This is a genomic window from Kitasatospora sp. NPDC058218, assembly GCF_042882445.1.
In the GTDB taxonomy this organism is placed as follows: domain Bacteria; phylum Actinomycetota; class Actinomycetes; order Streptomycetales; family Streptomycetaceae; genus Kitasatospora.
This window is the reverse complement of sequence record NZ_JBHVWC010000046.1, coordinates 63,411-86,512: the sequence shown is the minus strand read 5'-3', so window position 1 is coordinate 86,512 and position 23,102 is coordinate 63,411. Positions and strand designations below refer to the sequence as shown.

The 23,102-nt window shown below is 74.7% G+C and carries 22 protein-coding genes; 7 read left to right on the top strand and 15 right to left on the bottom strand.

Annotation, left to right across the window (positions count from 1 at the left end; genetic code table 11):
• Positions 1-103 precede the first annotated feature (103 nt).
• The 8 genes from ACFVYI_RS27375 to ACFVYI_RS27340 all read right to left on the bottom strand — a co-directional run bounded on the left by ACFVYI_RS27375 (position 104) and on the right by ACFVYI_RS27340 (position 8,465).
• On the bottom strand, positions 104-1,054 hold the full coding sequence (locus tag ACFVYI_RS27375) for an ABC transporter substrate-binding protein (RefSeq protein WP_387890262.1): 951 nt from the start codon (positions 1,052-1,054) through the stop codon (positions 104-106).
• Positions 1,055-1,136: 82 nt separating this feature from the next.
• Positions 1,137-1,823: an ABC transporter permease gene (locus ACFVYI_RS27370; RefSeq protein WP_387890261.1), complete on the bottom strand. Its 687-nt coding sequence runs from the start codon at positions 1,821-1,823 to the stop codon at positions 1,137-1,139.
• Positions 1,820-2,488, bottom strand: a complete 669-nt coding sequence (locus ACFVYI_RS27365; RefSeq protein WP_360632364.1) for an ABC transporter permease — start codon at positions 2,486-2,488, stop codon at positions 1,820-1,822. The genes ACFVYI_RS27370 and ACFVYI_RS27365 overlap by 4 nt, the downstream gene beginning before the upstream one ends.
• On the bottom strand, positions 2,478-3,668 hold the full coding sequence (locus ACFVYI_RS27360; RefSeq protein WP_387890257.1) for an ABC transporter ATP-binding protein: 1,191 nt from the start codon (positions 3,666-3,668) through the stop codon (positions 2,478-2,480). The genes ACFVYI_RS27365 and ACFVYI_RS27360 overlap by 11 nt, the downstream gene beginning before the upstream one ends.
• A 366-nt stretch (positions 3,669-4,034) precedes the next feature.
• Positions 4,035-4,421, bottom strand: coding sequence for a rhodanese-like domain-containing protein (locus tag ACFVYI_RS27355; RefSeq protein ID WP_387890255.1), 387 nt, complete (start codon positions 4,419-4,421; stop codon positions 4,035-4,037).
• Positions 4,415-4,969 carry a cysteine dioxygenase gene (locus ACFVYI_RS27350; RefSeq protein ID WP_387890253.1) on the bottom strand — a complete coding sequence of 185 codons (555 nt, stop codon included), beginning with the start codon at positions 4,967-4,969 and terminating at the stop codon, positions 4,415-4,417. The genes ACFVYI_RS27355 and ACFVYI_RS27350 overlap by 7 nt, the downstream gene beginning before the upstream one ends.
• A 173-nt stretch (positions 4,970-5,142) precedes the next feature.
• The gene (locus ACFVYI_RS27345; RefSeq protein ID WP_101948289.1) at positions 5,143-5,220 is read right to left on the bottom strand and encodes a putative leader peptide; all 78 of its coding nucleotides are present in this window, start codon (positions 5,218-5,220) and stop codon (positions 5,143-5,145) included.
• Positions 5,221-5,267: 47 nt separating this feature from the next.
• Positions 5,268-8,465 (bottom strand): hypothetical protein, encoded by a 3,198-nt coding sequence (locus ACFVYI_RS27340; protein ID WP_387890251.1) that lies wholly within the window; start codon positions 8,463-8,465, stop codon positions 5,268-5,270.
• Between the two features lie 476 nt (positions 8,466-8,941).
• Here ACFVYI_RS27340 and ACFVYI_RS27335 point away from each other — a divergent pair, with 476 nt between their 5' ends.
• The 4 genes from ACFVYI_RS27335 to ACFVYI_RS27320 all read left to right on the top strand — a co-directional run bounded on the left by ACFVYI_RS27335 (position 8,942) and on the right by ACFVYI_RS27320 (position 13,848).
• Positions 8,942-9,784, top strand: coding sequence for a nitrilase-related carbon-nitrogen hydrolase (locus ACFVYI_RS27335; protein WP_387890248.1), 843 nt, complete (start codon positions 8,942-8,944; stop codon positions 9,782-9,784).
• Between the two features lie 14 nt (positions 9,785-9,798).
• Positions 9,799-11,211 carry a dihydropyrimidinase gene (gene hydA, locus ACFVYI_RS27330; protein ID WP_387890246.1) on the top strand — a complete coding sequence of 471 codons (1,413 nt, stop codon included), beginning with the start codon at positions 9,799-9,801 and terminating at the stop codon, positions 11,209-11,211.
• A 74-nt stretch (positions 11,212-11,285) separates the two neighbouring features.
• Entirely contained in the window at positions 11,286-12,299 is a 1,014-nt protein-coding gene (locus ACFVYI_RS27325; RefSeq protein WP_387890244.1) for a TIGR03842 family LLM class F420-dependent oxidoreductase, read from the top strand.
• Between the two features lie 16 nt (positions 12,300-12,315).
• Positions 12,316-13,848 (top strand): NCS1 family nucleobase:cation symporter-1, encoded by a 1,533-nt coding sequence (locus ACFVYI_RS27320; protein ID WP_387890242.1) that lies wholly within the window; start codon positions 12,316-12,318, stop codon positions 13,846-13,848.
• A gap of 61 nt (positions 13,849-13,909) precedes the next feature.
• Here the strand turns inward: ACFVYI_RS27320 and ACFVYI_RS27315 are convergent, their stop codons facing one another.
• Positions 13,910-15,148: a glycosyltransferase gene (locus tag ACFVYI_RS27315; protein WP_387890240.1), complete on the bottom strand. Its 1,239-nt coding sequence runs from the start codon at positions 15,146-15,148 to the stop codon at positions 13,910-13,912.
• 134 nt (positions 15,149-15,282) lie between these two features.
• Between ACFVYI_RS27315 and ACFVYI_RS27310 the strand changes: the two genes are divergently transcribed.
• On the top strand, positions 15,283-15,549 hold the full coding sequence (locus ACFVYI_RS27310; RefSeq protein WP_387890237.1) for a GlsB/YeaQ/YmgE family stress response membrane protein: 267 nt from the start codon (positions 15,283-15,285) through the stop codon (positions 15,547-15,549).
• Between the two features lie 78 nt (positions 15,550-15,627).
• Here the strand turns inward: ACFVYI_RS27310 and ACFVYI_RS27305 are convergent, their stop codons facing one another.
• The 6 genes from ACFVYI_RS27305 to ACFVYI_RS27280 form a co-directional block, all read right to left on the bottom strand.
• The gene (locus tag ACFVYI_RS27305) at positions 15,628-16,533 is read right to left on the bottom strand and encodes an ADP-ribosylglycohydrolase family protein (RefSeq protein ID WP_387890234.1); all 906 of its coding nucleotides are present in this window, start codon (positions 16,531-16,533) and stop codon (positions 15,628-15,630) included.
• A gap of 122 nt (positions 16,534-16,655) precedes the next feature.
• Positions 16,656-17,243 carry a TetR family transcriptional regulator gene (locus tag ACFVYI_RS27300; protein WP_387890232.1) on the bottom strand — a complete coding sequence of 196 codons (588 nt, stop codon included), beginning with the start codon at positions 17,241-17,243 and terminating at the stop codon, positions 16,656-16,658.
• Positions 17,244-17,443: 200 nt separating this feature from the next.
• Positions 17,444-18,457 carry an aldo/keto reductase gene (locus ACFVYI_RS27295; RefSeq protein WP_387890230.1) on the bottom strand — a complete coding sequence of 338 codons (1,014 nt, stop codon included), beginning with the start codon at positions 18,455-18,457 and terminating at the stop codon, positions 17,444-17,446.
• Positions 18,458-18,658: 201 nt separating this feature from the next.
• A complete protein-coding gene (locus ACFVYI_RS27290) occupies positions 18,659-19,177 on the bottom strand; it encodes a (4Fe-4S)-binding protein (RefSeq protein ID WP_387890228.1) in 519 nt (172 codons plus the stop codon).
• The gene (locus tag ACFVYI_RS27285) at positions 19,177-19,479 is read right to left on the bottom strand and encodes a GNAT family N-acetyltransferase (protein ID WP_387890225.1); all 303 of its coding nucleotides are present in this window, start codon (positions 19,477-19,479) and stop codon (positions 19,177-19,179) included. Before ACFVYI_RS27285 ends, ACFVYI_RS27290 begins: the two co-directional genes overlap by 1 nt.
• Positions 19,480-19,527: 48 nt before the next feature.
• The gene (locus ACFVYI_RS27280) at positions 19,528-20,442 is read right to left on the bottom strand and encodes a class I SAM-dependent methyltransferase (RefSeq protein ID WP_387890222.1); all 915 of its coding nucleotides are present in this window, start codon (positions 20,440-20,442) and stop codon (positions 19,528-19,530) included.
• Between the two features lie 153 nt (positions 20,443-20,595).
• On the opposite strand from ACFVYI_RS27280, the gene ACFVYI_RS27275 reads away from it, so the two are divergent.
• Both ACFVYI_RS27275 and ACFVYI_RS27270 read left to right on the top strand, forming a co-directional pair.
• The gene (locus tag ACFVYI_RS27275; protein WP_387890220.1) at positions 20,596-22,077 is read left to right on the top strand and encodes a sensor histidine kinase; all 1,482 of its coding nucleotides are present in this window, start codon (positions 20,596-20,598) and stop codon (positions 22,075-22,077) included.
• A complete protein-coding gene (locus tag ACFVYI_RS27270) occupies positions 22,074-22,733 on the top strand; it encodes a response regulator (RefSeq protein ID WP_387890217.1) in 660 nt (219 codons plus the stop codon). The genes ACFVYI_RS27275 and ACFVYI_RS27270 overlap by 4 nt, the downstream gene beginning before the upstream one ends.
• Positions 22,734-23,102: the final 369 nt, after the last annotated feature.

Sequence of the window (23,102 nt, the reverse complement as noted above, 5' to 3'; positions counted from 1 at the left end):
CGGGCTCCCCCCCCACCAGTGACGCTCCCCCGGCGCCGACCGGGCGGGGCCCGGGGGGCCCGTCCCCCCCCGGGCCCCCCCCCCGACCGGTCGTGCGCCGGGCTCAGCCCAGGCCGTTGGCCTTCAGCCACTCCTTGGCCACGGCGGACGGGTCCTCCTTGTCGACGGCGACCTTCTTCATCAGCGCCGCCAGACCCGCGGTGTCGAGCTTGGCCGACACCGCGTTCAGCGCGGCGGCGGCGGGGGCGTCGATCGCGGCCTTGTTCACCAGCGGGGTGACGTTCTGCGCACCGAACAGGTTCTTCGGGTCGGCCAGCGCGACGAGCTTCAGCTGGGCGATCTTCGGGTCGGTGGAGAAGACGTTGCCGACCTGGATCGAGCCGTCCTTGATCGCGTTGCCGGTGGTCTCGCCGGTCGGCTTCCACTCCTTGAAGGTCAGCCCGTAGACGTCCTTGAGCGGCTGCTCCTGGCGGGTCTTGAACTCGGGCGGGCCGCCGATGGTGAACTCGCCCGCCTTGGCGGCGAGGTCCTCGATGCTCTTCAGCTGGTACTTGTCGGCGCTCTCCTGGCTGATGCTCAGGGTGTCCTTGTCCTCGGCGGGCGAGGAGTCCAGGATGGCCAGCGAGGCGGGCAGGGTCTTCGCCAGCGCCGCGTTGACCTCGTCCTTGGTGGGCGCGGTCGCCTTGCCGCCGAGGTAGGCGAGCAGCGCGCCGTTGTACTCGGGCAGCACCGTCAGGCTGCCGTTCTGCAGCTGCCCGTACAGCACCTCGCGGCTGCCGATGTTGAACTTCTCCTCGACCTTGACGCCCTTGGCCTTCAGCGCCTGCGAGTAGATCGAGCCGAGCAGCACGTTCTCGGGGAAGTTGGCCGAGCCGATGACCACGGTCGAGCCGGAGCCGCCGCCGGCTGTCGCGCCGGCCGCCGAGGTCGAGGAGCCGCCGCCCAGCGGGTCGCCGCCGGAGGAGGAGCAGGCGGTCGCGCCGAGGGCGAGCGCGGCGATCGTGCCCAGGAGCAGGGCCCGGTGGCCGCTTCGGCGGCGTGCAGGTGTCGACATGGTGACAGGTGTCCTTTCGGAGCGGATGAGGATCGGCGGGACGAACGGAGTCAGTGGGATCAGCGGGAGCAATGAGGCGGGATCAGCGGGACGAGCGGGACCGGCGCTGGGCGCGCAGCCCGGGCGGGAGCGCGTACCGGGCGAGCAGCGCGAAGAACAGCTGGGCGCCGACCGCGAGCAGCACCACGAGCAGCGCGCCGCCCACCGTCACGGCGAAGTTCCGGGTGGCCAGCCCGTCGATGACGTACCGGCCGAGACCGCCGAGGCCGACGTACGCGGCGACCGTGGCCGTCGCGACGACCTGGACGGTCGCGGTCCGGAACCCGGCCAGCAGGGTCGGCAGCGCGGACGGCAGGCAGACCTGCCACAGGACCTGCGGGTGCGTCAGCCCGACGCCGCGCGCCGCGTCCCGGACGTCCGGGTCGGTACCGCGCACCCCCTCGACGGCGGCGACCAGCAGCGGCGGCGCGGCGAGCGCGACCAGCGGGATCAGCACGGCCGTGTCGCCCACCCCGGCGAGCAGCACCGCGAGCGTCACCAGGCCGAGCGTGGGCAGCGCGCGGGCGGCGCCGGCCAGCGAGGTGACGACGGTGGCGCCGCGACCGGTGTAGCCGATCAGCAGGCCGAGCGGCACGGCCAGCAGGGCCGCGTAGAGCAGCGCCTCGCCGGAGAGCAGCAGGTGCTCGGTGATGCGGTGCACGATCGAGTCCGGGCCGCTGCGGCGGTCCGGGGAGGAGAAGAAGTCCCCCAGCCAGGAGAGCCAGTTCATCGGCCGGCCCCCTTCTCCCGGACGGCCCAGGGCGCGAGCAGCCGCCGGGCCCCGAGCAGCAGCAGGTCCACGGCCAGCGCCAGCGCGGCGATCAGCACGATGCCGGCCACGATCGGGGTGGGGAAGGTGCGCTGGAAGCCGTCGATGAACAGGTAGCCGAGTCCGCCGCGCCCGACCAGCGCGCCGACGCTCGCCAGCGAGATGCTGGAGACCGCCGCGACCCGGAGCCCGGCGACCAGGTACGGCACGGCGGCGGGCAGTTCGACGGCCGCGAGCCGGTGCCAGGGGCCGTACCCCATCGCGGTCGCCGCCTGGCGGACCGGGTCCGGGACGGCGTGCAGGCCGTCCACGGTGGTCGGCAGCAGCACGGCGACGGCGTAGAAGGTGAGCGGGATCATCACGGTGGCCTGGGTGGCCAGCCCGGTGTAGGGGATGAGCACCACGAAGACCGCCAGGGAGGGCAGCGCGTAGACGACGTTGAAGACGGCGGCCAGCGGCTGGTAGAGCCGGGGGAAGCGGGCGCAGGCCAGGCCGAGCGGGACGGCCAGCAGCAGACCGATCAGCACCGGGAGCAGGGCGATCACCGCGTGGTCGGCGAGCAGGTCGCCGAGATAGCCGAGGTGGTCGCCGATCCAGTACCACCGGACGATCGGTTCATCGTCCACCGGTGGCTCCGCGGGTCTCGCCCGTCGTGGGTGCCCCGGGAGACCGGGTCGCGTCGGCCGCGCCGATCTCGGCCACCGCCGCGCCCACCGCGGGTACGGCCGCGCTCACCTCCGGTACGGCTGCGGGCGCCGCAGGTACGGTCGCGGGCGCCGCTGCGAGGGCGGTCAGGACGGCCTCGCGGCTCGCCGTGCCGGTGACCCGGCCGGTGGCGTCCAGGGCGACCGCGACGCCGGCGGGGGAGAGCACGGCCGCGTCCAGCGCGGTGCGCAGGGTGTCGGTCTCCGGGCGGTACCCGGCCGCCGGGTGCAGGGCGGTGGTCGGGGCGTCCCGGTCGATCCAGCCGATCGGGCGGCGCTCGTCGTCCAGCGCCAGCTCCCACCCGCCGTGGCGCAGTCCGTCGGCCACCGGGCGGACGGCGACGGCGGTGGCGGGGCGCAGGCCGAGCCCGCGCAGCCCGCGGTCGCGGCCGAGGAAGGCCGCGACGTCGTCGTCGGCGGGGGCGGTGAGCAGCGTGTGCGGATCGGCCAGTTGGGCGATCCGGCCCTGCTCGCGCAGCACCACGACCTGGTCGCCGAGCCGGACGGCCTCCTCGATGTCGTGCGTGACGAAGAGCACCGTCTTGTGCAGTTCGGACTGCAGCCGCAGCAGCTCCTCCTGGAGCCCGGCCCGCACCACCGGGTCGACGGCGCTGAACGGTTCGTCCATCAGCAGGACCGGCGGGTCGGCGGCCAGCGCCCGGGCCACGCCGACGCGCTGCTGCTGACCGCCGGAGAGCTGGAACGGGTACCGCTTGCCGGTCTCCGGCGCCAGCCCGACCAGCTCCAGCAGCTCGGCGGCCCGGGCCCGGGCCCGCTTCCGGTCCCAGCCGAGCAGGTAGGGGACGGTGGCGATGTTGTCGATCACCTTGCGGTGCGGGAAGAGTCCGGCCTGCTGGATCACGTAGCCGATGCCGCGGCGCAGCTTGGCGGGCTCCAGCTCGGCGACGTCCGTCCCGTCCAGGAGCACCCGGCCCGAGGTCGGCTCGACCATCCGGTTGACCATGCGCAGCAGCGTGGTCTTGCCGCAGCCGGACGGGCCGACCAGGACGGTTATCCGGCCGGTGGGCACGTCGAGGTCCAGGCCCCCGACGGCGATGGTGCCGTCGGGGTGGCGCTTGCCGGCGCCGTCGAATCTGATCACGGGGAGTTTCCTCTGTCTCGGCGCCTCCCGGTGGTGGCGCCGACGGTGTCGGTCTGTCGGTCGTGGCGGTTTGTCGACAAGTGATGGCCCGTGAAGTGGCCCTGTCTGTCGGATCAACTGCCCGGGCGTTCTTCCGCCCGCGTGGCTGCCCAGCATCGGACCGGCGGAAACTCCGATCAGACTATGACCTGAATCATCTCCTGTCCCTGATTTACCGTCCGCCTGGGGCGGCCGGCCGGAGGGGAGCCGAAACCGGCTCCGGTGCCACCGGGCCGACCGCCCCAGGCCCCGGTCCCGGCTCCGGGGTACGGGCTCCGGGCCGGGCTCCCGGGTGTGGGCCGTGACGGGTCGTGCCGGGTCGGCGGCTCAGCCGCCCTGACGCGTCGGCAGCCCGGCGGCGGCCCAGCCGACGAAACCGCCGTCCAGGTCCGTGGCCCGGTCCAGCCCCAGCTCGCGCAGCGAGGCGGCGGCCAGGCTGGAGGCGTAGCCCTCCGAGCAGACCACGATCACCTCCACGTCGTAACCGGTGGCCGCGGGGATCCGGTGGCTGCCCGTCGGATCGAGCCGCCACTCCAGCACGTTGCGCTCGATGATCAGAGAGCCGGGGATCTCCCCCTCGGCCGCCCGCTGCGCCGCCGGCCGGATGTCCACCAGCAGCGCGCCGTCCAGCTGCGCCTGGTAGGCCTCCCGGGCGCGGGGCCGGTGGACCCCCTCGCGGGCGCGCTCCACCAGGTCGTCGATCGTGGTCACCACTGCTCCGGTCCTTCCTGCGAGGTGCGGACCAGCCCGCCGGCCCGCAGTTCGTAGTGCGCCATCGAGCTCAACGGCGGCGAGTAGGCGTGCAGCGTGACCGCGGGGCCGGCGGCCGTGTTGCGGACGTCGTGCACGTATTCCGGGCCGAAGGCGCGGGCGGTGCCGGCCGCGATCCGGCGGATCAGCAGGCCCTGCTCCGGCCCGCCGAGCGAGAGCTCCTCCAACTCGCCGAGCGCGACGGCGAACGCGCCCCGCGAGCCGCCGTGGTCGTGGAACCCGGTGGACTGGCCGGGCAGCCAGCTGATCAGCCAGACCTCGTGGTCCTCGTCGGCCACCAGCCGTCGGTACCAGCGCTCCTCGGTGGAGAGCCGGACGTGGTGGATCCACTGGTCGGGCTGCTCGGCGAGGTCACGGACGATCGCGCGCAGGGACTTCGGGGTGAGCGGGGCGCGGGCTTCCGTGACGGCGGTCGCGGTGGACGTTGTGGCGGTCGCGGCTTCGGTGCCGGGCGGGCCGGCCGGCGTGCCGGGGGCGAGGTCCAGGCTCATGTGGGCGTCCTCGGGGAAGGCGGAGCGAGCGGAGGGGGACGGCCGGGCCCGGCAGCGGAAGCAGGCGTGCCGGGCGGCACGGGTGCGCCGGGGCGCGTCAGGAAGACGGGTACGGGTGCGCGGCGCGGGCCCTGGCAGACGTCACAGGGCGGGACCGGCGGGGAGGGTCAAGGTCAACAGGCACAGATGGAACTCGCCTGGCGTCGCAGATCGACGTGCAGGCGGCAAACCAGAGTGGTGCCGGAGTCCATGCGCCGGATCTTTCCCGACGCGACGGGCGCGAGTCAAGCGCGCCCGTTCACTCGTGCGTGGCGCGCCGGGGCGGGGGAGGCGCCGCGGCCGGGCGCGCTGCCGCGCTGGTCGGGGCCGTCGGAGTGGTCGGTACGGGGGTCGGTACCGGGGCCGGCGCGTGGGGCGGGGCGGGAGCCGGCCCGGCGGCGGGCCCCGCTTCGGCCAGTGCCGCCTTGACCGCGGGGGCCGCCTGCTCACCCAGGTGGCGGCCGAGCGTCTGGTACGCGTCGAACTGCCGGTGGTCGAACCACTGGTCGCTGGTGCTGTCGTTCGGGAACGCCGCGTTGGCCGCCGCGTAGGCGTGCAGTTCGTACGGCATGCCGGGGGTGAGGACGGCCTGGACGACGATCAGCGTGCCGTGGTGCCGCCACTCGTCGCCATCGCCGTCGCCGTCGCCGTGGCCGTGGGCGTCACCGCCGGGGCGGCCGTGGACGTCACCGCCGGGGACGTCGAACGGGTCCGGGTAGCGGATGTCCCCGGTGATCACCGCCCGGGCCGAGAGCCGCTCCGCCAGTCGTGCCGCCAGACCGCGCAGCGGCCGGTCGGTGCTGCCGGGGATCAGCAGGTCCGGCTCGTGCAGCGTGATGACGATGCCGAGCTCCTCGCGGGCGAGGGTGATCGCCGCCGCCAGACTGGCGGCGGCGGGGGCGTCCCCGCTGGCGTCGATGCAGACCGCCGTCCGCACGCGGTGGCGGAGCAGCTCGACCAGTCCGAGGTTCTCGTAGTGCCCGCCGTCGGTGGTGAGCAGGAAGCGGTCGTCCATCGGGTAGCGCCCGCACAGCTCGCGCAGCTGGTAGGGGAGCCGCCGGACGGCGGGCTGCGGGGGGAGCCGCCAGTCCCGGTCCGGCGCCCAGAGCGGTCCGAGCGCGGCCGGATTGGGCAGCCAGGTGCCGAGGCGGGCGTTGGTGACGGCGAACAGGCCCTGGTAGGCGCGGGACTGACGGCCCATCGCCGAGGAGAACGCGGCGCCCGAGACGGCCATCGCGGACTGCACGGTGAGGTCCCTGGCGATGTGCCGCCGGGTGCGCCGCTCCAGCAGGTCGGTGCGGGCGTAGCCGACGTCCGGTCCGCCGACGTAGTCGTGCGAGAAGGTGAACGAGACCGCCCGGCGCCCGGGGGGCGTGCGGGAGCTGCCGGACAGGTTGGCCGCCGCGGCGAAGACCACCTGCGGGACGCCGGGGTGCCGGGCGCCGTAGTGGCTGAGCCAGGTCTGCTCGCGGTAGAAGCGGTACGGCCGGGCCAGCACCTCGCCGTCCTCGGTGGCGCGGCGGACGGCGAAGGCGGAGGCCAGCCGGCGGCGGTAGAACGGGTGCAGGCTCATCCAGGTCTGGTCGAGGTTGAGGCCGACCGTGCCGAGGACGAGCGGCAGCAGCACCTGGGCGGCGACGGGCCAGGCGTGGCCGGTGGCGACCGCCCAGCCGAGTGCGAGCAGCGCACCCGCCGACAGCGCGGTGAGCGCCGCCCACACCACCAGGTACTGGACGAGCCGGTCGGCCATCCCGCCGCCGAGCCGGCGGGTGCCGCGCAGCAGGCCGCCGAGTGCCGCCGCGCCCTGCTCGACGGCCCGGCGCCCGCGCCACAGTATGCCGAGCAGCAGGCTGACGTAGCTGAGCAGGACGGTCAGGCTGAGGCCGGCGCCGGTCTGCCGGGAGCCGACGGCGAGGGACTGCTGCAGCCAGACCGCGCCCCAGGCCAGCCCGGGCACCAGCAGCACCCCGACGGCCAGCAGCGCGGCCAGCGCGAGGGCGCCGTGCGAGAGCCGTCGCAGCGTGCGCGGCAGGGGGGCGCCCCAGCCGAGCAGCGAGAAGGCCAGCAGCCAGAGCAGCCAGCAGAGCGCGGCGCTCGCCAGCAGCCCGAGCAGCGCCAGGACGGCGGGCTCCCGGACGGCGAGGGCGCCCGGCCCGGTGCCCCCGCCGGTGCGCAGACCGACGGCGGCCAGCGCGTCCAGGTCGGTCAGCGGGACGAGGTGGTAGAAGCGGCTCAGCCCGAGGCCGAGCACCAGGACGGCGGCGAGCAGCAGGGTCAGGGCCGCGACCAGGCCGCGCAGCAGCGTCCCGAGGGCGACCAGCCACTGGCCGGCCCCGTCGGCGAGGTACTTGGCGTGACGGCGCAGGTGGTCCTCCTCCGGTGAGCCGGGCTCCAGGACGTTGTCCGCCGTCAGACCGGACACGGCGTGCACCGGGCCGCCGGGCGCGGAGTCGCTGAGCGCCAGTTGCAGCGCCCCCGCCGTGTAGCCGCCGCCGGAGACGGAGACCAGGTAGCGGGCCTGCTTGAGCCAGGGCCGCAGTGCCTGCAGCGCGCCGAGGGTGACGCAGGCGGAGCGGATGCCGCCGCCGGAGACGCAGAAGCCGAGCCGGGCGGGCTCCCGGCCGGGTGGCACCCGGGCGCCGTTGCGCCAGCGGGCGTGGCGGTCGAGCGGCCCGTGCGGGCGGTGGCCGGGCGGCCAGCGCCCGCCGTGGGCGGTGGCCACCGGCCACGGCGGGATCAGCTCCGGCCCGGCGGCCGCCTCGCCGCCCGAGGCGGCTGCGGCGGCACCCGCCTCGGGGCCCGGTGCGGGCGGGCGCCTGAGGACGCCGCCCACCGCCCGGTGCAGGGTGATCGCGAGGACGGTCAGCGCGATCGCCCCGGCCGGCAGCAGGAGCAGCCACTTGACGGTGGCGAGCGCGGCCGCGGCGGCGAACGGCGCGTCGGAGCCGGAGCGCGCGCCGGCCGGCCCGGCGCCGAGCCCGTCCAGACCGGCGCCGAGCAGGGCGTTCTCCACGACGTCCAGGGCGCCCGCCAGCAGCCCGGCGCCCCCGGCGGCGAGCGCGGCCAGCCGCCAGTGCGGCCGGGTGAGCACGTACCAGCCCAGCAGTCCGGCCGCGACGAGGGTCAGGGTGGAGCCGCCGAGCAGCCAGGGCTCGGCCCGCAGCGCCGCCCGGTGGTCGGCGGCCCGCCCGGCGACGACGGTCTCGGCGGCGGCCGCGGAACCGGCCAGCTGCAGCCGCACGCCGCGCACCGCGGGCGCCCACCGGGCGAAGAGCGCGCCGCCCAGCGCGAGCGGCACCGGCACGGCCAGGGCGATCAGCAGGCCGGCCCACGGCGGCACCGGGCCCGGCGGGGCGCCGGTGAGCGCGCCGCGGCGCCCGGACGCCTCGGGACCGTCGCGCGGCCCGGGCGGATCGAAATCGCCGCGCGGCCCGGACGCCTCGGATGCAGCCGTCACGTCGACCTCCCCCGTGGACCTCGCCCGGATCGCCGTCCGGAACGACCGTCAGGAACCCACCGTCAGGCACTCCCTGCCAGGAATCCGCCGCCAGGAACCCACCGCCCGGAACTCACCGTCCGGAACGCTTCGGTGACGGACCGGAGCAGCGCCATGGGCGTCTTACCCCGGCACGCGGCGCTTCGCACCCGGATTCACCCGAATGAGTAAGGAGTGCGCCAGTGGGGTAGATGAGTGTTTCATCCCGTTCGGAAGCCCCCGCGTGTCCGCGTAACAGGATCGCCCCCGCCACGTTACGTCCGACGTATTGTCAGGCCACCGAGGCCGGGCCTACGGTCGACGGACCACGTTCTACGCACGTAGATGTGTGCGCCGCCGCATGTCGACACGTGCGGAAACCAGAGGCAGATCCGCCCCGTCAACCCTCAGACCGCAGGCCCGACCCCCGGCCGGGCCACGGAGTTGCGGAGGTACCCATGTCGCAGATCGTCCGTGCCGCCCTCGTGCAGACCCGGTGGACCGGTGATCAGGAGACGATGATCGCCCTCCACGAGCGCTACGCCCGCGAGGCCGCCGCCCGGGGTGCGAAGATCATCGGTTTCCAGGAGGTCTTCAACGCCCCGTACTTCTGTCAGGTGCAGGACCCCGAGCACTACCGCTGGGCCGAGGCCGTCCCGGACGGGCCCACCGTCCGCCGGATGCAGGACCTCGCCCGCGAACTCGGCCTGGTCGTCGTCGTCCCCGTCTACGAGGAGGAGCAGCCCGGCGTCTACTACAACACCGCCGCCGTGATCGACGCCGACGGCAGCTACCTCGGCAAGTACCGCAAGCACCACATCCCCCAGGTCAAGGGCTTCTGGGAGAAGTACTACTTCAAGCCCGGCAACCTCGGCTGGCCCGTCTTCGACACCGCCGTCGGCAAGGTCGGCGTCTACATCTGCTACGACCGCCACTTCCCCGAGGGCTGGCGCGCCCTCGGCCTGGCCGGCGCCCAGATCGTCTACAACCCCTCCGCCACCAGCCGCGGCCTCTCCGCCTACCTCTGGCAGCTCGAACAGCCCGCCGCCGCCGTCGCCAACGAGTACTTCGTCGCCGCCATCAACCGCGTCGGCACCGAGGAGTACGGCGACAACGACTTCTACGGCACCTCCTACTTCGTCGACCCGCGCGGCCAGTTCGTCGGCGACCCCGCCTCCGACAAGGAGGAGGAACTCGTCGTCCGCGACCTCGACCTCGGCCTCATCGAAGAGGTCCGCCAGCAGTGGGCGTTCTACCGCGACCGCCGGCCCGAGGCCTACGGCCCGCTGACCGAGGCGTGAGGGAGGCCGACACCGTGACCCGTACCGTCATCCGCGGCGGCCTCGTCATCACCGCCACCGACGAGATCCACGCCGACGTCCTGATCGAGGGCGAACGCATCGCCGCCCTCGCCGCCACCGACAGCGACACCGCCCGGGCCTGGACCGCCGACACCGTCATCGACGCCACCGGCCACTACGTCATCCCCGGCGGCGTCGACGCCCACACCCACATGGAACTGCCCTTCGGCGGCACCGCCGCCTCCGACACCTTCGAGACCGGCACCCGCGCCGCCGCCTGGGGCGGCACCACCACCATCGTCGACTTCGCCGTCCAACCCGTCGGCGGCTCCCTGCGCGAAGGCCTCGACACCTGGCACGCCAAGGCCGACGGCAACTGCGCCGTCGACTACGCCTTCCACACCATCGTCTCCGACGTCAACGACGCGGTCCTCAAGGAGATGGACGCCCTCGTCGACTCCGGCGAATCCACCTCCTTCAAACTCTTCATGGCCTACCCCGGCGTCTTCTACAGCGACGACGGCCGCATCCTGCGCGCCATGCAACGCGGCGCCGCCAACGGCGGACTGGTCATGATGCACGCCGAGAACGGCATCGCCATCGACGTCCTCGTAGAACAGGCCCTCGCCGCCGGCCGGACCGACCCCCGCTACCACGGCGAGGTCCGCCGCGAACTCCTGGAGGCCGAGGCCACCCACCGCGCCATCAAGCTCGCCCAGGTCGCCGGCAGCCCGCTCTACGTCGTCCACGTCTCCGCCGCCGCCGCCCTCGACGAACTCGTCCGGGCCCGCGACGCCGGCCTCAACGTCTTCGGCGAGACCTGCCCCCAGTACCTCTTCCTCTCCACCGACAACCTCGCCGAGACCGGGGCCGACGGCTTCGAGGGCGCCAAGTACGTCTGCAGCACACCGCTGCGCCCCCGCGAACACCAGGAGGCGCTCTGGCGCGGGCTGCGCACCAACGACCTCCAGGTGGTCTCCACCGACCACTGCCCGTTCTGCTTCGCCGGCCAGAAGGAGCTCGGCCGCGGCGACTTCTCCAAGATCCCCAACGGCCTGCCCGGTGTGGAGAACCGGATGGACCTCCTCCACCAGGCCGTCGTCGACGGGCACCTGACCCGCCGCCGCTGGATCGAGATCGCCTGCACCACTCCCGCCCGGATGTTCGGCCTGCACCCGCGCAAGGGCACCATCGCCCCCGGCGCCGACGCCGACGTGGTCGTCTACGACCCCACCGCCGTGCAGACCGTCTCCGCCGCCACCCACCACATGAACGTCGACTACTCGGCCTACGAGGGGCGCCGGCTCACCGGCCGCGCCCGCACGGTGCTCTCCCGCGGCACCGTGATCCTCGACGACGGCACCTGGCTCGGCCGCGCCGGCCACGGCGCCTTCCTGCGCCGCGACACCTGCCAGTACCTCACCTGACCTACCCCGCACCGCCGTTGCCCGGGGCCGGCCCATCGGCCCCGGGCGGCCCCACCCTTCCCTGGAGCCCCTCGATGGACATCGGCCTCGTCCTGCAGACCGACCCGCCCGCCCGCCTGCTCATCGACCGCATGGTCCGCGCCGAGCAGGCCGGGTTCAGCCACGGCTGGACCTTCGACTCCTGCGTGCTGTGGCAGGAGCCCTTCGTCATCTACAGCCGGATCCTCGCCGAGACCACGACGCTCACCGTCGGCACCATGGTCACCAACCCCTCCACCCGCACCTGGGAGGTCACCGCCTCCCTCTTCGCCACCCTCAACGACATGTACGGCAACCGCACCGTCTGCGGCATCGGCCGCGGCGACTCCGCGATGCGGGTCGCCGGCCGCCGCCCCGCCACCCTCGCCCGGCTCTCCGAAGCCATGCACGCCATCAAGGAGTTGGCCGAGGGGCGCACCGTCGAGGTCGACGGCACCGAGATGCACCTGCCCTGGGTCCGCGAAGGCGCCGCGCTGCCGATCTGGATGGGCGCCTACGGCCCCAAGGCGCTCGCCCTCACCGGCCGCCAGGCCGACGGCTTCATCCTCCAACTCGCCGACCCCTACCTCACCGAGTACATGATCAAGGCCGTCCGCGGCGCCGCCGCCGACGCCGGCCGCGACCCCGACGCCCTCACCATCTGCGTCGCCGCCCCCGCCTACGTCACCGCCGACGACTCCCCGGCCGCCCTGGCCCACGCCCGCGAACAGTGCCGCTGGTTCGGCGGCATGGTCGGCAACCACGTCGCCGACCTCGTCACCCACTACGGCGAGCACTCCGCCCTCGTCCCCGAAGCCCTCACCGAGTACATCAAGGGCCGCCAGGGCTACGACTACAGCCACCACGGCCGGGCCGGGAACCCCGACACCGCGTTCGTCCCCGACGAGATCGTCGACCGCTTCTGCCTCATCGGCCCGGTCGCCGCCCACCGGGACCGGCTCGAACACCTCCGCGCCCTCGGCGTCGACCAGTTCGCCGTCTACGCCATGCACGACGCCGTCGAAGCCACCATCGACGCCTACGGCACCGACGTCATCCCCCGGCTCTGAGAGGAGGCCCGCCCCGGTGAACGGTGATCCGCCGCCCCCGGCCGCACCCGCACCCGCCGCCGGTCAGCGCGAGCACGGGGACGGCCGGGTCGAGCTCGACCCCGCCGCCCCCGTGCTGCCCGCCAACGGCTTCACCAACGACGACCTGCGGCCCGTCCCCGTCGCCCGCCGCACCTGGACCACCTACAACTTCCTCGCCCTGTGGGTCGGCATGGCCCACAACATCCCCTCCTGGACGCTCGCCTCCGGCCTCGTCGCCCTCGGCATGGACTGGAAGCAGGCCGTCCTCACCATCGCCCTGGCCAACCTCGTGGTGCTCGTCCCGATGCTGCTCGCCGGCCATGCGGGCACCAAGTACGGCATCCCGTTCCCGGTCTTCGCCCGTGCCTCCTTCGGTCTGCGCGGAGCCAACCTGCCCGCGCTCCTGCGGGCCGCCGTCGCCTGCGCCTGGTTCGGCATCCAGACCTGGATCGGCGGCGAGGGCATCTTCCTGCTCGCCGGCCGGCTGCTCGGCGAATCCTGGCGCACCGCGGCCGAGTTCGGCGGCCACCCGTGGACGCAGTGGCTCTCCTTCCTGCTGTTCTGGCTGATCGAGATGGCCGTGATCGCCCGCGGCATGGAGGCCCTGCGCCGGTTCGAGAACTGGGCCGCCCCCTTCGTCATCGTCGGGGCGCTGGCCCTGCTGGCCTGGATCACCGTGAAGGCGGGCGGGTTCGGGCCGCTGCTCGACCAGCCCTCCCGGCTCGGCTGGGACGGCGACTTCTGGAAGGTCTTCTTCCCGGCCCTGATGGGCATGATCGGCTTCTGGTCGACCCTGGCGCTCAACATCCCCGACTTCACCCGCTTCGGCGGCAGCCAACGCGCCCAGATCCGCGGCCAGGCGCTGGGGCTGCCCACCACCATGACCCTCTTCGCGCTGCTCTCGGTGCTGGTCACCTCCGGCTCCCAGGCCGTCTACGGCGAACCGATCTGGGACCCGATCGCGCTCGCCGCGAAGATGGAGAGCCCGGTGGGCATCCTGTTCGCCCTGCTGACCGTCCTGGTCGCCACGCTCTCCGTCAACCTCGCGGCGAACGTCGTCTCGCCGGCGTACGACCTCGCCAACCTGCTGCCCCGCTTCGTCGGCTTCCGCACCGGGGCGCTGATCACGGGCGTGGTCGGAATCGCGCTCTTCCCCTGGAAGCTGATCGCCGACCCGCACGTCTACATCTTCACCTGGCTCGGTACGGTCGGTGGTCTGCTGGGCACGGTGGCCGGTGTCCTGATCGCCGACTACTGGCTGCTGCGGCGCACCCGCCTCCTGCTGGCCGAGCTCTACCGTCCGAACGGCGCCTACTGGTACACCGCCGGCTGGAACTGGCGTGCCGTCACCGCCCTGCTCGTCGGCGGGTTGCTCGCCGTCGGCGGCTCCTACGGCGGCCCGTTCCCGGCCGACGGCCTGGTGCCCCTCCTCAAGCCGCTCGCCGACTACGGCTGGGCGGTCGGCTTCGGCGCCTCGTTCGTCCTCCACGCCGCGCTGAGCCGGGGGACGGGCCGGCGGCGGCGCTGAACCGGTGCGCGTGTCGGCCCGCGTACCGGCCCGCGTACCGGGCCGGGCCCGGTGCGCGGGCTCAGGAGGAGAGGCGGTCGACGGTGGCCAGGACCTTGACGGTGCCGTCCTCCCCGGCCAGCGTGGTGGCGACGGCCCGGGCGCGCTCGCGGTGGCGCGGGTCGTCGAGCGCGCGGCGCACGGTCGCGGCGAGGCGGGCGGCGGTGAGCGCGGGAAGCGGGACCGGGCCGGGGGAGGTGCCCAGGCGGGTGAGGCGGTCGGACCAGAACGGTGCGTCGAGTTGGGCGGGCACGGGGACGGCGGGCGTGCCGGCCCGGAGGGTGGCGGCGGTGGTGCCGGCGCCGGCGTGGTGGACGACGGCGGCCATCCGGGGGAACAGCCAGTCGTGCGGGGTGTCGTCGATGGTGAGGACGTCGTCGGAGTCGGCCGCGCCGAGGCCGCTCCAGCCGGCCTGGAGAACGGCCCGCACCCGGGCCGCGCGCAGGGCGGCGAGAACGGTGGCGCTGAGCGCCTCCGGGTGGGGGACGACCAGGCTGCCGAAGCCGACGAAGACCGGTGGCGGGCCGGCGGCGAGGAAGTCGACGAGGCGCGCCGGGGGTTGCCAGTCGGGATCGGGGTGCGGCCACCAGTAGCCGGCGACGTCCAGGCCGGGGCGCCAGTCGGCGGGGCGCGGGACGACGGCGGGGGAGAAGCCGTGCAGGACGGGGTGGGCGCGCCGGGCCCGGGCGATGCTGCGCGGCGGCAGGCCGAGCCGGTGGCGCAACCGGCGGACGGCGGGGGCGAAGAGACGGTCGGTGGCTGCCTCCACGGCGTGGCCGGCGAGCAGGTTCCCGGTACGGCCAAGGGACCGGGTGCCGGTCACCGAGGGCGCGAACTCCCGGGTGGGGGCGATCGGTTGGAGATAGAGGCCGACGCTGGGAATGCCGGCTGCCTCGGCGGCGACCTGGCCGAGCGGGGTGGTGGCGCTGGTGGTGAGCAGGAGGTCGGTGCCCAGGGCGGTGGCCGCGACGATGCCGTCGCCGAGAGCGGGCATGAAGGAGCGGCCCAGGCGCAGGAGTTGGATGACGGACAGCGGTCCGGAGCCGGTCCGCAGCAGGCGCTGGCCGCGGTCGGAGGCGAGTTCGGCGCGTGGGTCGACCGGGAGCGGGCGGAACTCCAGACCGGCGGCGCGCACCAGGTCGGCGAAGGTGCCGTGGGTGGCGACCGCCACCTGGTGACCGGCCGCGCGGAGGTGGGCGCCGAGGCCGGTGAAGGGGGCCACATCGCCCCGGGAGCCGGCGGTGGCGATCAGGATGCGCATGGCCGCAGTATCGCGGCGCGGGCGGCCGGGCCGGTGGGTGCCACGCCCGGCGCATCGCAACCGCGGGGGCGCACGGGGGCGTCCTCGCCGGTGGAGCGGCCACTCGGGACCGCCGTGACGGAGGTGGAGGACGCATGAGCATAGTCGCGTGGATCGTGCTGGGTCTGGTGGCCGGGGCGCTGGCGAAGCTGCTGCTGCCGGGGAAGGACCCGGGAGGCCTCGTGGTGACCACCCTGATCGGCATCGCCGGGTCCTTCGTCGGCGGCTGGATCTCCTCGCGGATCCTGGACCGGCCGGTGTCCGCGCACTTCTTCGACCTGGCCACCTGGGGCTCGGCGATCGGCGGCGCGCTGGTGCTGCTGATCCTCTACCGGATCTTCTTCGGCAACTCCCGCAGCTGACCGTCCGGTCGGGTCCGTACGGTCGGGAGCGCCCGGCCGGGTCCGGATGGTCGGGAGCGCCCGGTCAGGACCGGGCGGTCACGATGCGGCCACCCAGGCCGGCAGCTCCTCGCGGGCGTCCAGCCAGCCGGCGGGGACACCGGCGAGACCGGTCCGGGCGGCGACCACGCCGGCCGCTATCGCGCAGGTGGTGTCCATGTCTCCCCACCCCTCCAGGGTGTGCCAGATCGCGTCCGGCAGGGAGTCCAGGTGCGCCGCGGCGGACCAGAGGGCGAACGGGACGGTGTCCGGGGCGGAGATCAGCAGGCCGGAGCCGAGGACGTGCGCGGCGTGCCGGACGCTGGTGTGTCCGGGCAGTCGGGCGGCGATCCGCAGGCCGGAGCGGACGTCGCTGTCGGGCAGCCGGTCGGCGACCTCGATGAGCAGCTCGGCCGGCTCGGGCGGGTGCTGTCCCCTGCTGCGGGCGGCCAGTGCCGCCGCGAGTGCGACCGCTACGGCGCCCGCCACCGCCTCCGGGTGGAAGTGCGTGGTGAGCGCCTGCAGTTCGGCCTGCCGGGCGACGGTGTCCAGGTCGTCGGCGAACCAGGCGCCGAGCGGGGCGGCCCGCATCGCGGCACCGTTCCCGTAGGACCCCTGGCCACCGAACTGCTGTGCGGTGACGGCCCGCCAGTCGGCACCCTCGCCGATCGCGCGCAGCACGCCGTGCATCGACGGCCCGTACTTGCGGCCGTATTCGGTGGCGTACTCCTCGGCGAACCCGCTTGCCAGCGCGTCCTGGTGGACCTCGCCATGGTCAAGCAGATTGCGGACCAGGACGAGCGCCATCGCGGTGTCGTCCGTCCAGTGCCAGGGCGCCGGGCGGGGCAGCCGGGCGGCGAGCGCGGCGGGGGCCTCGTCGACGGGAACGGAGAACCAGCGGTCGCCGAAGGCGTCGCCGAGGGCCAGTCCTCGCAGGCTGTCGAGCGCCGGTCCGGTGGCACGCATGTCGTCCTCCTCGGGGGATCGATCGTGCGGGCCAGTCTGCCGGGTGGCGGCCCGGTCGGGCGAACGCTTTCCGGTGGAGGGGCGCCGGGCCCGGCCCGGGGCGGGCGAGGGGGTGGGCCCGGTCAGCGGGCGAGGAGGCCGCCGAGGAGGAGGTTCCAGAGGGCCTCGAAGCGCTCCGGCGCCTGCGGGTCGGACCACTCGGCGGCGTAGGCCGGGTCGTGGAAGTGTGCGGTGGCCTCGAACAGGGCCCGGGCGGTCGGGCTCACGGGAGTCGGCCCGAATTCCTTCGTGTCCACCCCGTCCTGGACGACCCGGCCGATCTGCTCGACCAGGGTGTCGACGTGGGCCTCGACGGTGCTGCTGGTCTCCGCGACCAGCACCAGGTAGGTCGCGAACAGCTGCGGGTCGTCCAGCGCCTTCTTCCGCTTGGCGGCGAACAGCGTCTCCAGCCAGCGGTGCAGGCGCTCGACCGCCGGTCCGGGCTCGGCGGCGATGGACGCGAGGCTGTCGTGCGCCTGGTCGAGCCAGCGCTGGGTGACGGCCTCGCGCAGCGCCGCCTTGCTGGGGAAGTGGCGGTAGACGCTGCCGTGGCTGACACCGAGGGTGCGGGCGACGTCCACCACGGTGGCCTTGGCCGGGCCGAACCGCCGGAGGACCTCCTCCGTCGCGCCCAGGATCTGCTCGGGAGTGAGTGCGCTGTCCGTGGCCACGGGGAGGTACGTCCTAACGGGGTGGTGCGTCCGTCACCGGGGTGGCGGACGGTGCTGCGGCTGGCGGGCTGGCGGGCTGGCGGGCTGGCGGGCTGGCGGGCGGTGCGGTGCCGGGCGGGCGCCCGGCCCGGCGGCGCGGGGGGAGGCGCCGCCGGTGAGGCCCCGTCCCGGCGGCGAACCGGCGACCGCCGGCGTGCCGGTCAGTGCTCGCTGTCGAGGTGGGCCATCTGAGCCGCAGCGTACCTGTCCCCGGCGGCGGACCCGGCGGGAACGGCGGCCTCGATGGCGGCGAGGTCGGCCGTGGTGAGGGTGACGTCCAGGGCGCCGAGGGCCTCGGTGAGCCGGTCGCGACGCCGGGCGCCGACCAGCGGCACGACGTCCCCGCCGCGCGAGGCGACCCAGGCGATCGCGATCTGGGCGACGCTCGCGCCCCGCTCGGCGGCGACCGCGCGCAGGGCCTCGACCAGGTCGAGGTTGTGGGTCAGGTTGTCGCCCTGGAAACGGGGGCTGTGGCCGCGGAAGTCGGTGCCGGCCAGAGCACGCTCGTTCTTCCAGTGCCCGCTGAGCAGCCCGCGCGAGAGCACGCCGTACGCGGTGACGCCGATGCCCAGCTCGCGGGCGGTGGGCAGGATCTCGGCCTCGATGGAACGCGAGAGCAGGGAGTACTCGATCTGCAGGTCGCTGATCGGGTGGACGGCGCAGGCCCGGCGCAGCGAGTCGGCGCCGACCTCGGAGAGGCCGATGTGGCGCACGTAACCGGCCTTGACGAGGTCGGCGATCGCGCCGACCGTCTCCTCGACCGGGACGGCCGGGTCCAGCCGCGCCGGGCGGTAGACGTCGATGTAGTCGGTGCGCAGGCGGCGCAGCGTGTACGCGAGGGCGGTCTTGGTGGCGGCCGGGCTCGCGTTGTAGCCGAGCCACTGGCCGTCGGGGCCGCGCTGGGCGCCGAACTTCACGCTGATCTGCACACTCGCGCGGTCCCGGCCGCGCAGTGCGTCGTGGATCAGCAGCTCGTTGTGGCCCATGCCGTAGAAGTCGCCGGTGTCGAGCAGGGTGACGCCCGCGTCGAGCGCGGCGTGGATGGTGGCGATGCTCTCGGTCTCGTCGGCCGGACCGTACAGGTCGGACATGCCCATGCAGCCGAGGCCGAGGACGGAGGTGGTGGGGCCGGTGGCGCCGAGCCGGCGCTGGGGGATCCGGGGGGTGGTGGACACGAGGGGGCTCCTGGCGGGGTGAGGAGGGTGAGGGGTGAGGCAAGGGGCCGCGACCGCTCGGGGTACGGGGGCCTGCCGGTTCCACTGTGGCACAGCGACTGACAGATTTCAAAGTTTGTCAGCCGTCATCTGTCATTTGTCAGCCGTCACCCGTTGTGGGAAATCCGTCGCCTGCCAGTGGTGTCGGCAGGCGGCTGCCCGTCACGCGCCGGTGCCGCCCTCCTGCTCGCCGCCTCCTCCCTGGCTGCGGCCCCGGTCGCCGCTGCCGCCCCGGTCGCCCGCCACCCCGCCGCACGCCCCGCTCCGGTCGCAGTACGGCTGCCCGCCGCTGCTCCCACACCCGCACAACATCGCCCTCGGCGTCTCCCGGACCTCACCCCCGGCACCCGTCACCCGCAGCTCACCCCGTACCAGCAGCCGCCCGTCCGCAGTCCGCCGCACCGTCGTCGGCCGGTCCGGGGCCTCCGTGCCGCCGCCCGCCAGTCGATAGGTCAGCGCGCCCGTCGGGCAGCGCCGCACCACCTCGGCGACCAGCCCCGGCTCCGCCGCGTCCGGGCTGATCCACGGCCGCCGCGCGGTGTCGAACACCGACGGCAAGCCGCGCACACACTCGGCCGCGTGCCGGCAGACCTGAGGATCGAAGGTCACCTCGATCCCCGCGCCCTCGTACGTCCGGGCGCCCCGGCGGCGGGCCCCGGTCTCGTCCCCGTCGGCACCCATCAGTCACTCACCCGGCTGCGGTTCTCGTAGGCCAGATCCGTGTACTCGGGGTGGCGCAGCATCCAGCCCTTGATGAACGGGCAGGTCGCCAGCACCGCCAGTCCGCGCTCGCGCGCGTCGTCCAGCGCGGCCCGGGCCAACGCGCCGCCGATCCCCTGCCCCTCGAACGCCGGCTCGACCACCGTGTGCGGATACACCACCAGTTGGTCGCTGCGGATGTACTCGGCGAACCCCGCCAGGGCGTCGTCCACCCGGGCTTCGAAGCGGCTCTCGGCTTCGGCATCGCGTACCGTGACGGTCATCGCAGGCTCCTCGCTGCCGGACACGGAGCCGGGCCCGGCCCCGGTCCATCATCGAGCGCCGGTGGCCACCCCGCCCGTCGGCTCGCCCGCCACCGTGGCTCCGCCGGCTGTCGCTCCGCCTGCCGGTGCTCCGGCCGGTGTCGTGCCGGCCGCCGTCGCTCCGCCCGCTGCCGCTTCGCCCGTTCTGCCCGCTGCGCCGCTTGCCGCGGTGGGCGTCCGGGCGTCCGCCCTGCCACCCGGGGCGCGCAGGAGATGGGCCTGCGCCGGCGGCAGATTGCGCCACACCGTCCGAGTGCCCAGCCCGTACGTCGCCTCGAACTGCCGCAGCAGCCGTATCACCGCCCGGTGCCGCGCGCCCCGCCGGGGCCCGGAGGCCAGCGTCCGCGCAGCCGTCGTGCCCAGGTAACCGAACCAGGTCAGCTCGCCGCCCGGCACCAGCAGCCGCAGATAGAGCTCCAGGAGGTGTCTGACCTGCGCAGGCTCGAAGTTGGTGAACGGCAGGCCCGAGACGATCACGTCGTACCGCTCGCCCACCGGCCCGCCGCCGTCCGGCGCCGGCGGTCGGCACTCCGGCAGCTCCTCCACCCGGCACGCCGACAGCCGCAGCCCGACCTCCGGCCCGCGCCGGGCCAGCTCCGGATCCTGGCGCAGCCGCCCGGCGAACCGCGGGTTCGCCTCGACGACGTGCAACCGGTCGCCCGGGCGCAGCACTTGGGCGAGCCGCCGGGTCACCGCCCCCGTGCCGGCGCCGACCTCCAGGACCGAGAGCGGCCGGTCCGGCCGACTGGTCACCGGAACCACCATGGCGTTCACCAAGTCCGCCCCGCTCGGTGCCAGCGCGCCCGTACTGTGGAACGTGCGGAACGCCTCGGCGAGGAACAGCAGCCGGTCGCCGCCGACTCGGTCCGGACCGGTGTCGCAGGGGCGGGGGCGGGTGCGGGGATACAGCTGATCTGTCGTCATGGAACCGACGCTAGAGGCGCCCACATCCGTCCGAATCTGTCGATGGGCAGCGCCGGACCCCGACGAAAGTCGAGGGTGCCGCTGGTCGTTCGTCAGGGGTCGGGCGCCCTGGACGGGCCCTAGCATCAGCCCAGGCCAACGGGAGGAGACCGCGTGACCACAGGCCGCGTGGACCACCCGCGCCACCGAATCCGCCCGAACCGCTCGGGCGACACCCGCCACCCGGACCGCCGGCCCGACGGTCACCCCGCTCCCCGGCCACCCGCCGCCCTGCTCGGCTGGTACGCCCCCGGTCGCCGTCGCTGGACGGAGACCGTGCTCCTGCTGGCCGTGCTCGCCCTCGTCGTCGAGGAGGGCGGCACCCAGTGGAACAACGCCGACGGCCCCCACCGGATCCTGCGCACCGCCGCCGCCGGCCTCGCCGCCCTGTCCCTCCTCCTCGCCCGCCGCCACCCGGTCGCCTCCGCCGTCCTCCCCGTCCTCACCGCAGGGCTCCTCAACCGCGCCTTCCCCGGCCTGTTCAGCGTCTACCACCTGGCCTCGACCGGCCGCGTCGGCCCGGCAGCGGCCGGTGGCGTCACCATCGCCCTGATCAGCGCCGCCCGCGCCGACTCCCTCGCCGACTGGGCCGGGACCACCGGCTCACAGCTGCTCATCGAAGCCGCCGCGCTCGCCCTCGGCCTCTGGCTGCACGGCCGCCGCGTCCTGATCGAGACCCTGCACTCCCAGCTCGACGTGCTCCGGCGCGAGCGCGAACTCCGCGCCGAACAGGCCCGCTCCGCCGAACGCGCCCGGATCGCACGGGAGATGCACGACGTGCTGGCCCACCGCCTCAGCCTGCTCGTGCTGCACGCCGGGGTCCTGCGCGACCAGGCCCGGGCCGGCACGGTCGCCGACGACCCCGACCGGCTCGCTCACCGGCTGGAACTCCTGCGCACCACCGCCGCCCGCTCGCTCGACGACCTGCGGGACGTCCTGGGCGCGCTCCGAGCCGAACCGCAGCCGCCGGAGGAGCCCCACCTGCCCGACTGGCTCGACGCCCCGACCGATACGCAGGTCCCCGGGAGCGCCCCGGCACGGGCCCCGTCTCCCAACGGACCGCCCGCGCCACGTCCCTCCCCGGGGGCCGCACCGATACCCGCACCGGCCCTGCGCGACCTCACCGAACTCGTCGGCGAGGCCACCGCCGCCGGGCAGACGGTCGAACTCACCCTCGACGGGGACCCGGAGGCCGTGCCCACCACCCACCGCCTGGCCGTCCACCGGCTCGTCCAGGAGGCGCTCACCAACGCCCGCAAGTACGCGCACGCGGCCCCCGTGACGGTCCGGGTCCGCTACGGCGCCCCGGCGACCACCGTCGAGGTGTGCAACGACGCGGGCGGACCGGAGCCGTCCGGGGCCGCTACCGGCGGCGGGTACGGTCTGGTCGGGCTCGCCGAACGGGTCGGTGCGCTCGGCGGGCACCTCGACGCCGGGGCCGACGGCCACGGTGGCTTCCGCCTCGCCGCCCGGCTCCCCTCGCCCGAGCGCCCGCCGCCCCACCCGGCCCGGACCGGGCCGCTCCCGCCGCCCTTGAGACCGACGCCAATCCCACCGCCCCAGCCACCCCAGCCGCCACCGAGCGAGGGTTCATGATCCGCGTCATGGTGGTCGACGACGACGCACTGGTCCGCCTCGGCCTCGTCGATCTGCTCGCCCAGGACCCAGCGCTCACGGTCGTCGCCGAGGCCGCCGACGGGCTGCAGGCCGTCGAACTCGCCCGCCACCGGCGCGTCGACGTCGCCCTGATGGACATCCGGATGCCCCGCCTCGACGGCATCGCCGCCACCCGTCGGCTGCGCGAGCTCCCCGACGCCCCGCGCGTCATCGCGCTGACCACCTTCGACCTGGACGAGTACGTCTACCAGGCGCTCGCCGCCGGCGCGGACGGCTTCCTCCTCAAGGACACCCCGCCCGCCGAGATCGCCCGCGCCGTCCACGTCGTGGCCGGCGGCCAGGGCATGCTGCACCCGGCCGCCGCCCGCCGCCTCATCGACCGCTACCACCGCACGGGCGCACCCCGCTCGGTCTCCGCACGCAGCCGGACAGCCGGGCTGACCCCGCGCGAGACGGACGTCCTGCGCGAACTGGCCACCGGACTCTCCAATGCCGAGATCGGCGCCGTACTCGGGATGCGCGAGAGCACCGTCAAGGCGCATGTCAGCCGGATCCTCGCCGAGCTCGGCGTCGGCAACCGCGTCCAGGCCGCGCTGCTCGCCCGCGACGCCGGAGTCACCGACGACCTTGGCTGACCTCGCCCGGCTCCGGCGCCCGCCCGGAGCCAGACCGAACCGGCCAACCCCCCCACCCACACGCTCCCCCCGGCCACCTCCACCGCAGCACACCCCACCGTGACCGCCCCCACCGTGGGTTCCGCCGTGCGCTCCGCCGCCGCGCTCGGCTGTCGCTCCCCGCCGTCGCCGACGACCCGCTTCCTGGTACCGAACGCTGAGCCGCTGTCACCCATCCGGCGTGGAAAACCCGCGCCTTGGCCGTTTGCGCTGCCGAACCCGGACGCGGGGTCCATGGTGGAGATGGGCGCGATCCGGCGACCGCGCTCGCGCGCCGATCCAGGCCCGCGCGCCGTGCGCCCGCCGCTGTTCTCCGATGGGCGCCCGAGG

What these genes read in the sequence shown, in the direction of transcription:
- ACFVYI_RS27270 (WP_387890217.1), top strand. Translation starts at nt 22,074, where the DNA reads ATGATCCGCGTCATGGTGGTCGACGACGACGCACTGGTCCGCCTCGGC.
- ACFVYI_RS27335 (WP_387890248.1), top strand. Translation starts at nt 8,942, where the DNA reads ATGTCGCAGATCGTCCGTGCCGCCCTCGTGCAGACCCGGTGGACCGGT.
- ACFVYI_RS27350 (WP_387890253.1), bottom strand. Translation starts at nt 4,969, where the DNA reads ATGAGCCTGGACCTCGCCCCCGGCACGCCGGCCGGCCCGCCCGGCACC.
- ACFVYI_RS27345 (WP_101948289.1), bottom strand. Translation starts at nt 5,220, where the DNA reads ATGGACTCCGGCACCACTCTGGTTTGCCGCCTGCACGTCGATCTGCGA.
- ACFVYI_RS27285 (WP_387890225.1), bottom strand. Translation starts at nt 19,479, where the DNA reads ATGACCGTCACGGTACGCGATGCCGAAGCCGAGAGCCGCTTCGAAGCC.
- ACFVYI_RS27280 (WP_387890222.1), bottom strand. Translation starts at nt 20,442, where the DNA reads ATGACGACAGATCAGCTGTATCCCCGCACCCGCCCCCGCCCCTGCGAC.
- ACFVYI_RS27375 (WP_387890262.1), bottom strand. Translation starts at nt 1,054, where the DNA reads ATGTCGACACCTGCACGCCGCCGAAGCGGCCACCGGGCCCTGCTCCTG.
- ACFVYI_RS27305 (WP_387890234.1), bottom strand. Translation starts at nt 16,533, where the DNA reads ATGCGTGCCACCGGACCGGCGCTCGACAGCCTGCGAGGACTGGCCCTC.
- ACFVYI_RS27325 (WP_387890244.1), top strand. Translation starts at nt 11,286, where the DNA reads ATGGACATCGGCCTCGTCCTGCAGACCGACCCGCCCGCCCGCCTGCTC.
- ACFVYI_RS27370 (WP_387890261.1), bottom strand. Translation starts at nt 1,823, where the DNA reads ATGAACTGGCTCTCCTGGCTGGGGGACTTCTTCTCCTCCCCGGACCGC.
- ACFVYI_RS27315 (WP_387890240.1), bottom strand. Translation starts at nt 15,148, where the DNA reads ATGCGCATCCTGATCGCCACCGCCGGCTCCCGGGGCGATGTGGCCCCC.
- ACFVYI_RS27310 (WP_387890237.1), top strand. Translation starts at nt 15,283, where the DNA reads ATGAGCATAGTCGCGTGGATCGTGCTGGGTCTGGTGGCCGGGGCGCTG.
- ACFVYI_RS27290 (WP_387890228.1), bottom strand. Translation starts at nt 19,177, where the DNA reads ATGGGTGCCGACGGGGACGAGACCGGGGCCCGCCGCCGGGGCGCCCGG.